9 protein-coding genes are annotated in these 10,198 nt (G+C 34.5%); all 9 read left to right on the top strand.

The features are described 5' to 3' along the window. The coding region (locus ACJMLO_RS04635; RefSeq protein ID WP_405294380.1) for a hypothetical protein at nucleotides 1-257 on the top strand (257 nt) is incomplete at its 5' end. A 15-nt stretch (nucleotides 258-272) separates the two neighbouring features. After that, the gene (locus tag ACJMLO_RS04640; RefSeq protein WP_405294382.1) at nucleotides 273-2,642 is read left to right on the top strand and encodes a CDP-glycerol glycerophosphotransferase family protein; all 2,370 of its coding nucleotides are present in this window, start codon (nucleotides 273-275) and stop codon (nucleotides 2,640-2,642) included. Nucleotides 2,643-2,727: 85 nt separating this feature from the next. Continuing rightward, nucleotides 2,728-3,672, top strand: a complete 945-nt coding sequence (locus ACJMLO_RS04645) for a phosphorylcholine transferase LicD (protein ID WP_405294384.1) — start codon at nucleotides 2,728-2,730, stop codon at nucleotides 3,670-3,672. After that, nucleotides 3,662-4,609 (top strand): phosphorylcholine transferase LicD, encoded by a 948-nt coding sequence (locus tag ACJMLO_RS04650; protein ID WP_405294386.1) that lies wholly within the window; start codon nucleotides 3,662-3,664, stop codon nucleotides 4,607-4,609. Before ACJMLO_RS04645 ends, ACJMLO_RS04650 begins: the two co-directional genes overlap by 11 nt. Nucleotides 4,610-4,623: 14 nt before the next feature. Next, nucleotides 4,624-5,577, top strand: a complete 954-nt coding sequence (locus ACJMLO_RS04655) for a phosphorylcholine transferase LicD (RefSeq protein WP_405294388.1) — start codon at nucleotides 4,624-4,626, stop codon at nucleotides 5,575-5,577. A 10-nt stretch (nucleotides 5,578-5,587) separates the two neighbouring features. Then, the gene (locus ACJMLO_RS04660) at nucleotides 5,588-6,532 is read left to right on the top strand and encodes a phosphorylcholine transferase LicD (RefSeq protein ID WP_405294390.1); all 945 of its coding nucleotides are present in this window, start codon (nucleotides 5,588-5,590) and stop codon (nucleotides 6,530-6,532) included. Nucleotides 6,533-6,597: 65 nt separating this feature from the next. Next, nucleotides 6,598-7,563, top strand: coding sequence for a LicD family protein (locus ACJMLO_RS04665; protein WP_405294392.1), 966 nt, complete (start codon nucleotides 6,598-6,600; stop codon nucleotides 7,561-7,563). Between the two features lie 8 nt (nucleotides 7,564-7,571). Further along, nucleotides 7,572-9,779: a CDP-glycerol glycerophosphotransferase family protein gene (locus ACJMLO_RS04670; RefSeq protein ID WP_405294394.1), complete on the top strand. Its 2,208-nt coding sequence runs from the start codon at nucleotides 7,572-7,574 to the stop codon at nucleotides 9,777-9,779. Then, nucleotides 9,776-10,198 (top strand): glycosyltransferase family 2 protein (locus tag ACJMLO_RS04675; protein WP_405294396.1); only part of this gene is annotated, 423 nt, incomplete at its 3' end. The genes ACJMLO_RS04670 and ACJMLO_RS04675, both read left to right, overlap by 4 nt.

Raw genomic sequence — 10,198 nt, forward strand, 5'->3', positions numbered from 1 at the left:
ATGGGGATGCAGTTCAAATCGTCTTGACTGATGATTACAGGCATGTTTATCCTGGTGAAAGTGTCCATATTAAAATTCTCGATGATTCAGGTTGGGCGAATAATTATGATGTAGTCACCGATGAGGAAGGGGAAGCATCCATTGTATTGTCCACTTTTGAGAATGGAAATTATACTATTCATACAAATTATAATGGAACATTGTTCAACAAGGCTTATCATGGTGTAAATCAGTTAACAATTGACGATGGTTTCTAATTTTCACGGGATAACATGGGAATTAAATCCAAATTACTTAATTTTAAAGATTGTGCTATAAATTCAATGATTTATAAGGCATATTATAATGGTGATTTAGATGAGAATTTGGTTTATCTGGAATCCCGTGACGGTCTTGACTTTACCGGAAATATCTTCAGGATAGTTGAAGAGTTATCCAGCGGCAAATATGGCAATTTAAAGATTCATGTTCATGCCAAACCGCAGGTTGTAGAACAGATTAAAGCCTATCAAAAAAATTATAATCTAAAAATTGATAAAATCATCACCAAAGAGGCAACTGCAACCGAAACATTGGAAAAGGCAAAGTATATATTTACTGATTCTGGAATTCGTCCCAAATACGTTAAAAAAGAGGGTCAGATTTTTATCAATACCTGGCACGGAACGCCCTTGAAGGTCATGGGATTTGATAATGTTCCTGAACAGCATCGTCTGGGCAATGTTCAGCATACCTTTTTATCTGCGGACTATTTATTGTATCCCAATGATTACATGATGGATAAGATGATGAAATCCTACATGATTGAAAAGATTTTTCCCGGCAAAATAATGCTGGAAGGATATCCGAGAAACAGCGTCTTTTTTTCGGATTCTCATCTAAAGGAGAAATTGGGTTTAAACGATAAGGAAATATTTGTTTACATGCCAACATTTCGTGGAATATTGATGGATAGGGATAATGAAGGTCAAAAGGATCTAGTTGAAGATTATCTGCTTGAAATCGACTCCAAACTTAGTGACAATCAAATACTGTTCACAAAACTGCATGTTTTAAATGAATCAAAAATTGATTTTTCAAAATTTTCACATATCAAAGCGTTTCCAAAGGGTTATGAGATATATGACATTATCAATATGGCAGATGTGCTGATAACCGATTATTCCTCTGTATTTTTTGACTTTGCAAATACTGGGCGTAAGATAATATTATTCAATTATGATGAAGAGGATTACTGTTCATATAGAGGATTTTACTTCCCGTTGTCTGATTTGCCTTTCCCTAAGGTTCAAAACATTGATGATCTGATTGAGGAGATGAATTCACCTAAAAGTTATGATGATAGTGAATTTGTTGATAAATACTGTACCTATGACAATCCCAATGCGGCTGAAAATATCTGCAGACAAATTTTCAATGATGAAAATGCCACTAAACTTCGTGAAGTTGAAAATTCCAATCCCAACATTCTGATTTTTGCTGGGGCATTATATAAATTCGGAATTGCATCATCTCTTTTTAATCTGCTGAATAATCTTGACCGTGAAAAATATAACTTTTTCATCACTTTCAAGCAATGGGAAGAAAATATTGTCGAAAACCACGAAGAGATATTCGAGTTGCTGCCTGAAGGCGTTGAAATACTGCCTTTGAGATTCAACTTGACACCGACAGTCAAGGAAAAAATGGACTACAATAAGTTCTACTTGTCCGATGAAGCGATGGACTGTCCGGAATCATTAAGCAGTCTGTTTAAAAGATCATTTGATAAGCAGTTTGCATGGGTTAACTTTGACCATGTAATCGATTTTGACGGCTACAATCATGATGAGACATTAATGTTTGCTTTTTCTGGAGTCAAGTGTAGCGTTTGGGTTCACAATGACATGATTCGGGAAGCCGAAACCAAAGGCAATCAAAATCTGAATATTTTAAAGAAGGCATACTCACTTGCAGATAATGTTTGTGTTGTATCTCCAAGTTTAATTAAGCCGACCAGTGAAATCAGCGGTCGTGAAGATAATATTCGTGTTGTTCATAATCTGAATGATTATGAGAGGATTTATGAGAATTCAGAAAAACTGCTTAACATAACTTCTAATACTACCGTTTATAACAACGATATTGAAGAGGTTTTAAGTAAAGATGTATTCAAGTTCATTACGATTGGCAGATTCTCTCCTGAAAAGGGCCATGAAAGATTGATAAGAGCCTTCAATGATTTCTGTAGAGATTATCCAGATTCACAGCTGATAATCATAGGGGGGTATGGAACTTTCTATGAGAAAACCTGTGAGCTGTTGGATTCTGCAGAATATGGAAAAAACATCACCTTAATAAATAATATTGCCAATCCTATGCCGATACTTAAAGAATGCGATTTGTTTATTTTATCTTCATTTTATGAAGGCTGGCCGATGGTTTTGATGGAAGCTGATACATTATGCATTCCAATAATTTCAACGGATATTGATGCAACCCGTGAAATGGGCAAATTTGCCGGAAAGATTGTTGAAAACTCTCAGGAAGGAATATTGAGTGGAATGTATGATTTCGTAAATGGAAAAGTCAATTGCGAAAACACCGACTTTGAAAAATATAACAAAATGGCTATTGAAGAATTTTATAATTTAATCAACTGAAACTATTAAAAAAAGGTTTTTAGACTTATTTTTAAATTAAATTTATATATCTTTTTAGATAAAAACAGTTATAATGGTGTAGAATATGTTTTTTGACAAATCTAAAAATGAAATTAAAAAAGAAGATTTAATTCCTCGTAAAGATTACGACAGGTTGAATAATCTTGTTAAAACACATCAGGATTATTTGAATAATATCTATGTGTTTTATAAATTAAAACCAACTCCTTTTTTAGCCAGCATTCGCAGCTTATCTTACGAATTGATGAAATTTTTTGATAATGTCTGCGAAAAATACGATTTATCTTACTGGATTGGCTATGGAACCTTGCTTGGAGCAGTAAGGCATAATGATTTTGTTCCTTGGGATGATGATTTGGATGTTGGAATGATGAGAAAGGATTATATGAAGTTCATCGATGTAATTCAGGATGAGATTGATGAGAAGAATATTGAAAACCTGACTGTCGACTATAAAATCGATAAACGTGACAAGAAATCCAAAAGATGGTTCCAGATAAGTTATTACGTTCCTGATTTCCAAAGAAAAGTTATCGGGATAGATATTTTTCCGCATGATTTTATTGATGGGGAACCTATTGAAGGTTTTGAAGAAAAATACTATGAATCCCGAGCGAAATACTATAAAAGAAGAAACAAATCAGACGATATGGAAGACATTATCGGCAAGTTATATGATGAATTGAATCTCAGTTTGGATCCTCAAAAATATTTTACACATGGTGTTGAAAGTGTACATGGAAACGTTAACATTTTCCCATTCGAGATTGTTGAAAGTGATGAGCTCTTTCCCCTTCAGAGGATACCATTTGGGGAATATGAATTTTCTGCACCAAAAAATCCTCATACTTTCCTTTTAAGTGCCTATGGAAAGAGATACATGAGGATACCAAAAAAGATTCGTGATCATGGACGTTTGACTTATTATAAAGAGATTGAGAATGTTGAAGAGATATTTAATAAAGCTAGTAACAGTTTAAAGAAGGTTAATGATACTTATGGTGTTTGATCGATTTAAATCTAAAGGGGATTCACTTTCAAAAGATGATTTGGTAACCAGAGAGGAGTTTGAAAGAATCAAAAGGCTGGTGGATACTCATCAGGATTATTTAAACAATATTTTTATATTCTATGATTTGGAACCTACTCCATTCCTGGAGGAAATGCGCAGTCTGTCATATGAGCTGATGAAATTTTTTGACAATGTCTGCAGGAAGCATGATTTGGAGTACTGGCTGGATTACGGAACTCTTTTGGGAGCATTGAGACATGGGGATTTCATTCCTTGGGATGATGATTTGGATGTTGGAATGATGAGGTCAGATTATTTCAAATTAATTGACATATTCCAATCTGAAATAGACAATAGCGGTCTTGAAAATGTTGATTGCGCATTTAAAATCGACAAGCATGATAAAGTATCCAAAAGATGGTTCCAGATTAATTACAGACGTCCGGAATTCAAGGGAAAATTTGTAGGAATCGATGTATTTCCATATGACTATATTGAAAATCCCGACAATGTTGAAGAAAATTATTATGATTCAAGAGCAAAGTTCTATAAAAGAAGAACCGATGGCATGAACATTAGGGAAGCTGTAAATGAGTTATATTCAGAGTTGAATCTGAATTTGGATAAGGACAAATTTATCATTCCGGGTGTTGAAGGCGCCCGTGGAAAGGTAAACATATATAAATTTGCAACAATGGAGTATGACAAGATGTTTCCTCTCAGAAGGGTCAAATTTGGAAAATGCGAACTTCTGGCACCTAATGACAGTCATGATTATGTAAAGAAAATTTATGGTAAACGATATATGCAGATTCCTAGTAAAATTCGTGACCATGGCCGATTGAACCGTTATAGAAGGCAGCCAACTATTATGGACATGCTTGAAGAGTCAAATGCAATGTTTAAATCTGTAAACGAAAATTTTGAATTTTAATCTGTTGTGTAATAATGTTTGATAGGTTTAAGGACAAAAAAGAGGCCGAAACTCCCGATTATCCAACAAAAAGGGAATTTGAAAAATTGGAAAGGCTGGTCAATACTCACCACGAATATTTAAATAACATTTTTGTGTTTCATGAGCTTGAACCTGGACGCTATATGGAGCTTATGAGAAGCATATCCTATGAAGTGTTTAAATTTTTTGATTATGTATGTTCCAAACATAATATTGAATACTGGCTTGATTTCGGAACGCTTCTCGGTGCTGTAAGGCATGGGGATTTCATTCCTTGGGATGATGATTTGGATGTCGGAATGGTTCGCTCAGAATATCTGAGATTCATTGATGTCATTCAGGAGGAAATCGACAGCAGCGGATTAATCGATACCGTTGCGGTTTTTAAAGTTGATGTCCGTGACAGGATATCTAGAAGATGGTTTCAAATAGAATTCAGACGTCCGGAATTCAGAGGCAAATTTATTGGAATAGATATTTTCCCCTATGACTTTATCGCAAATCCCGACGATAGTCTTGAGGAAAGATTTTATGAGTCCAGAGACAGGTTTTTCAAAGGCAGGACTGATGGTTTGACAATCAATGAGGTTGTTGATAAATTATATGGCGAGCTGGATTTGGATTTCGAACCGCAAAACTACCTTATTCCTGGCGTTGAGGATCTTCGTGGAACAGGATTTGTGGATGTGTATTCATTTTCCGTACTTGAAAGCGATAAAATATTTCCATTCAGAGAAGTTGAATTTGCTGGAAAAACATTCAAGGCACCTAATGACATTGACTACTATCTGAAAGATATCTATGGTAAGGATTATATGAAAATCCCCAATAAAATGCGTGATCATCGTCGTTTAAATCGTTATGTTAAACAGGAAAATATTATAAAAATGCTTGAAGAGTCAAATGATATGATAATCAAGGTTAACAGAAATTTAAATATTGAATGAGTGTTTTTTCATGTTTGATAAGTTTAAAAATAAAAAAGAAGTCGAAACTCCTGATTATCCAACAAAACAGGAATTTGATAAACTGGAGAGATTGGTTAATGCCCATCAGGATTATTTAAATAACATTTTCGTTTTTCATGAACTGGAATTGACTCCATATCTTGAGTTAATGAGAAATATGTCCTATGAACTTTTGAAGTTTTTCGATAATGTTTGCAGCAAGTATGATATTGAATACTGGCTTGATTTCGGCACCATTTTAGGGGCAGTAAGGCATGGGGATTTCATTCCTTGGGATGATGATTTGGATGTCGGAATGATGAGAGCTGATTATTACCGATTTCTTGAAGTATTTCCTGTTGAACTTGAAAACAGCGGTTTGAAATATGTTGAAGCACATTTCAAGAATCCTTCATGGGACCCCGGGTCCATACGGTGGTTTCAAATTAACTGTAAGCAGCCTGAGTTCAGAGGGAAATTTGTGGGAATAGACGTTTTTCCATATGATTACATCACAGGTTTTGATGATGAAGCCGAATACATTGAAAGATTTCATGAATTGAGGCCTAATTTCTTTAAGGAGTGGCAAGGTGATGTCAGTTTAAGCGATGCACTGGAAAAATCATGCAGTCATCTAAATCTCAGTTTGTCCAAAACCGACTATTTCATTGCTGGTGTTGACGGAGGTCGCTTTAGAACCGGATCCATATTCAAGATTCTCAAAACTGAAGATTTGCAACCATTAAAAAGAATCAAATTCGGTAATGGGGAGTTTTTAGCACCTAACAATCCAGATAACTACTTGAAGGAGATTTATGGTAAAAACTATATGCAGATAGGTAAAAGCATTAAAGACCATAATAGATTAACCAGGTATAAAAAACAGCTTGACATAATGGCGAAGCTTCAAAAGTCATATGAGGAATTGCTAAAAGCAAATCAAAATTTCAGATAATTTTTAATTTTTACTATAATTTTATATAATTCAATTAACATATTTTAATACATTAGGTGTTTATAATGCTTTTTGATAAATTTAAAAAGAATGATGATTCCATTGATATCATTGATTTTAATGAGGATGAGTTTGTAACCCGGCATGAGTTTGAAAAATTAAAAAGGCTCGCCGAAACTCAACAGGATTATTTAAACAATCTATACATTTTCTATGAACTCGAACCGACTCCGTTCTTAAAGGGAATGAGGGAGTTGTCCTATGAGCTAATGAAATTCGTTGATAATGTATGTGCTAAACATGATATCGAGTATTGGATGGATTACGGGACATTACTTGGTTCTGTTCGACATAATGCATTTGTCCCATGGGATGATGATTTGGACGTGGGAATAATGAGAAAGGATTACAACAGGCTGGTGGAAATTCTGCCTGAAGAGATCAATCAGAATGATCTTCCTAATCTCATTGCAGATTTTAAAATCGACAAACATAATTTTAAATCAAAAAGATGGTATCAATTGTCATATAAACGCCCGGAAATCAAAGCCAAATTTATAGGAGTGGATTTTTTCCCTTATGACTACATTACAAAATGGGACAGTGATTTGGACGAGGAGTTCAATAATGCATTGACTGAATATTATCACAATCCTGATGAATATACTCTTGAGGAATACTTGGATAAATTTTACAGGGATTTCAATCTAACCCTGGATAAAACTGACATGATTATTCCAGGTATAGACAATGCACGTGGAGATATTCCAAAATATGCAGCATATAAGCATATTTTAGTAAGAACAGATGAAATATTTCCACTTATAAAACGTCCTTTCGGCAAATATGAATTTCCTGCTCCTCAAAATTCAGTTAACTACATTAAAGATATTTATGGTTTGAAGTATATGCAAATCCCAAGAAAAATCAGGGATCATGGACGATTGAACAAATTCAAAAAGCGGGAAAATGTTATGGAAATGCTTGACGAGGGCATTGATATGCTTAAAAAAGCAAATGAAAATTATTAGGGTGTAAAATGACATTTGTTAGTATAATAATTCCATTTGATAATGTTGAAAGATATTTGGAAGATTGTTTGGACAGTCTGGCCGAGCAAATGTTGGATGATGCTGAAGTAATTATCATTCTGAATGGAAATCATGAAAATGTTGATGATTTGCTTAGTAAGTATGAAGACAGCCTAAACATAATCACCAAATCTTTTGATGAAAGAATCAATGTTGGAAAGGCCAGAAATGAAGGTTTAAACTTGTCCAGTGGTGAGTATGTTTACTTCATGGATTCCGATGATTATTTGTATAAGGATGCCTTGTCAAAACTTGTCAATGTAGCTAAAGATTCAGGTGCGGACTTTGTAAATGGAGAAAGAATGGCTACAGCATTTATTCGAGAAAGATTTGAAGAGCGTTTTGAAAATACAAATAAAAATAGAGACCCTCTTAAAAAAGGCAAACTTTCAGATATGCACTTTTCACTAAGGTTGCTTGTAGGTCAAAGAACCAATAAAAAAGAAGTTTTGTCTGTTCTTCATTCATTAATTAAAAAAGAAAAAATAGATGATACTCTCTTTGATGAAAACGACCGCTTTTACTCTGACTATTCATTCATGACTGAAATTTTCCCTAAACTGAACACCTTCATTGGTGTTGAGGAAGCGATTTACGCTAAAAGAAATAGGGATGACCCGATTAACTTGACCTCTCTTATTCAGGAACCGAGAGGCGATCCGTTCTTAAGTTATGCAAACGCTTATAAAGAGGTTCTGGAGGTCATAAACGACTTGAATGACAAGGACCCTCAGGAAAAGTATATTATATTAAAGGATGAGATGGCTTTCACTTTCTTTGATTACTACTATAAGGTATTCGGTCCGAATTTCCTGTCCAGTGATGATGAAAACTGGAGAGGAATTGTTTATGATGTTATGCAGGTAATCTCTCGTGAATTCAATATGGACTATTTGACATTCTTCCAGAGAAGAGAAATTAAGGCATTTCAATCAAATCATATCAAAAAATTAACCAGATACATTCGCCTCAGGGTCAACTGGAAAAAGACAAAACGTATCTTCAAAAGCCGATGGAGATTTAAAACATTCATTTACTTCAGATATTACAACCGAAAGCCAATCAACAAAAAGCAAATAATATTTGAAAGTTTTCTCGGCAAATTCTATTCAGACAGTCCGAAATACTTATATGAATATTTGTACAACAATTACGGTGATGAATTTGATTATGTTTGGGTGATTGACGACAACAGCGTTGAAATTCCAGGCAATCCTAAAAAAGTTAAAAGATTCACATTAAAGTTTTACAAGGAACTTGCAAAATCAAAATATTGGGTAATCAATGGTCGTCAGGCTTCAAGACTGCATAAACGAGATTCACAAAGAATCGTATCCACCTGGCATGGAACCCCACTTAAAAAGTTAGGTTTGGACATTGGTAACGTCTACACAAGAGACCCGAATATTAAAAAATCATATATTAAGGTTGCAAAGGAATGGGATTATCTGATTTCTCCAAACAGATACACTACTGATATTTTAAGAAGCGCATTTGGCTATGAAGGGAAAATCCTAGAAACAGGTTATCCTCGTAACGATATTCTATATAATGCAACACCGCAGCAGGTATCACAGATTAAAAGGGATTTGAATCTGCCTACTGATAAGAAAATAGTATTGTATGCTCCGACATGGAGGGATGATGAGTATTATGATGCCGCCAAAATGCATTTTGAATTGAAGCTTGATTTGGAAAAGCTTCAAAAGGCAATCGGCGATGAATACATCCTACTTGTAAGAACACATTATTTCGTATCCGACAATATGGATTTGTCTGCTGCTGAAGGTTTTGCATTTGATGTGAGCAAATACGATGACATTGCAGAGCTGTACTTGATTAGTGATGTTCTGATTACAGATTACTCAAGTGTTTTCTTTGACTTTGCAAATCTCAGAAGGCCGATTTTATATTACACTTATGATTTGGAAAAATATGAAAATGTTTTAAGAGGATTCTACATTGATATACATTCAGAAGTTCCGGGACCTCTATTAAAGACCACTGATGAGGTCATTGATTGTATTGTCAATATTGAATCTTTAAAAGAAGAGTATAAGGACAAATATGATGCATTCTATGAAAGATTCTGCGGAATTGAAGATGGAAATGCGTCAAAGAGAATTGTTGATGAAATTAAAAAAGGTGGATTATGATTCGAATTTCTGTTATTATACCGGTTTACAATGTTGAGGAGTATCTGAGAGACACCTTGGATTCCATTTTAAACCAGACAATGATTAATGATATCGAAGTAATCATGGTAAATGACGGTTCCACAGACAATTCCAAGTTCATCATCGATGAATATGCGGAAAACTATGAGAATTTCCATGCGTTCCACAAGAAAAACGAGGGACAGGGAATGGCCAGAAACTTCGGGCTTGAATTGGCTCGGGGAGAATATGTTCATTTCATGGATGCCGACGATTATCTGCCTCCTAAGGCTTATGAGAACCTATATTACTTCAATCCATATAATGACTTTGTTGTTGGAAACGTTCTGAAATTCGGAGAATATAATATTTGGGAAAATGTTCTATTTAAAAATGCGTTTAAAGACTTCAATGAAGAC

Origin of the sequence: Methanobrevibacter sp. (assembly GCF_045120835.1) — an archaeon.
Taxonomy (GTDB): Archaea; Methanobacteriota; Methanobacteria; order Methanobacteriales; family Methanobacteriaceae; genus Methanocatella.

What these genes read in the sequence shown, in the direction of transcription:
- ACJMLO_RS04640 (WP_405294382.1), top strand. Translation starts at nt 273, where the DNA reads ATGGGAATTAAATCCAAATTACTTAATTTTAAAGATTGTGCTATAAAT.
- ACJMLO_RS04645 (WP_405294384.1), top strand. Translation starts at nt 2,728, where the DNA reads ATGTTTTTTGACAAATCTAAAAATGAAATTAAAAAAGAAGATTTAATT.
- ACJMLO_RS04650 (WP_405294386.1), top strand. Translation starts at nt 3,662, where the DNA reads ATGGTGTTTGATCGATTTAAATCTAAAGGGGATTCACTTTCAAAAGAT.
- ACJMLO_RS04655 (WP_405294388.1), top strand. Translation starts at nt 4,624, where the DNA reads ATGTTTGATAGGTTTAAGGACAAAAAAGAGGCCGAAACTCCCGATTAT.
- ACJMLO_RS04660 (WP_405294390.1), top strand. Translation starts at nt 5,588, where the DNA reads ATGTTTGATAAGTTTAAAAATAAAAAAGAAGTCGAAACTCCTGATTAT.
- ACJMLO_RS04665 (WP_405294392.1), top strand. Translation starts at nt 6,598, where the DNA reads ATGCTTTTTGATAAATTTAAAAAGAATGATGATTCCATTGATATCATT.
- ACJMLO_RS04670 (WP_405294394.1), top strand. Translation starts at nt 7,572, where the DNA reads ATGACATTTGTTAGTATAATAATTCCATTTGATAATGTTGAAAGATAT.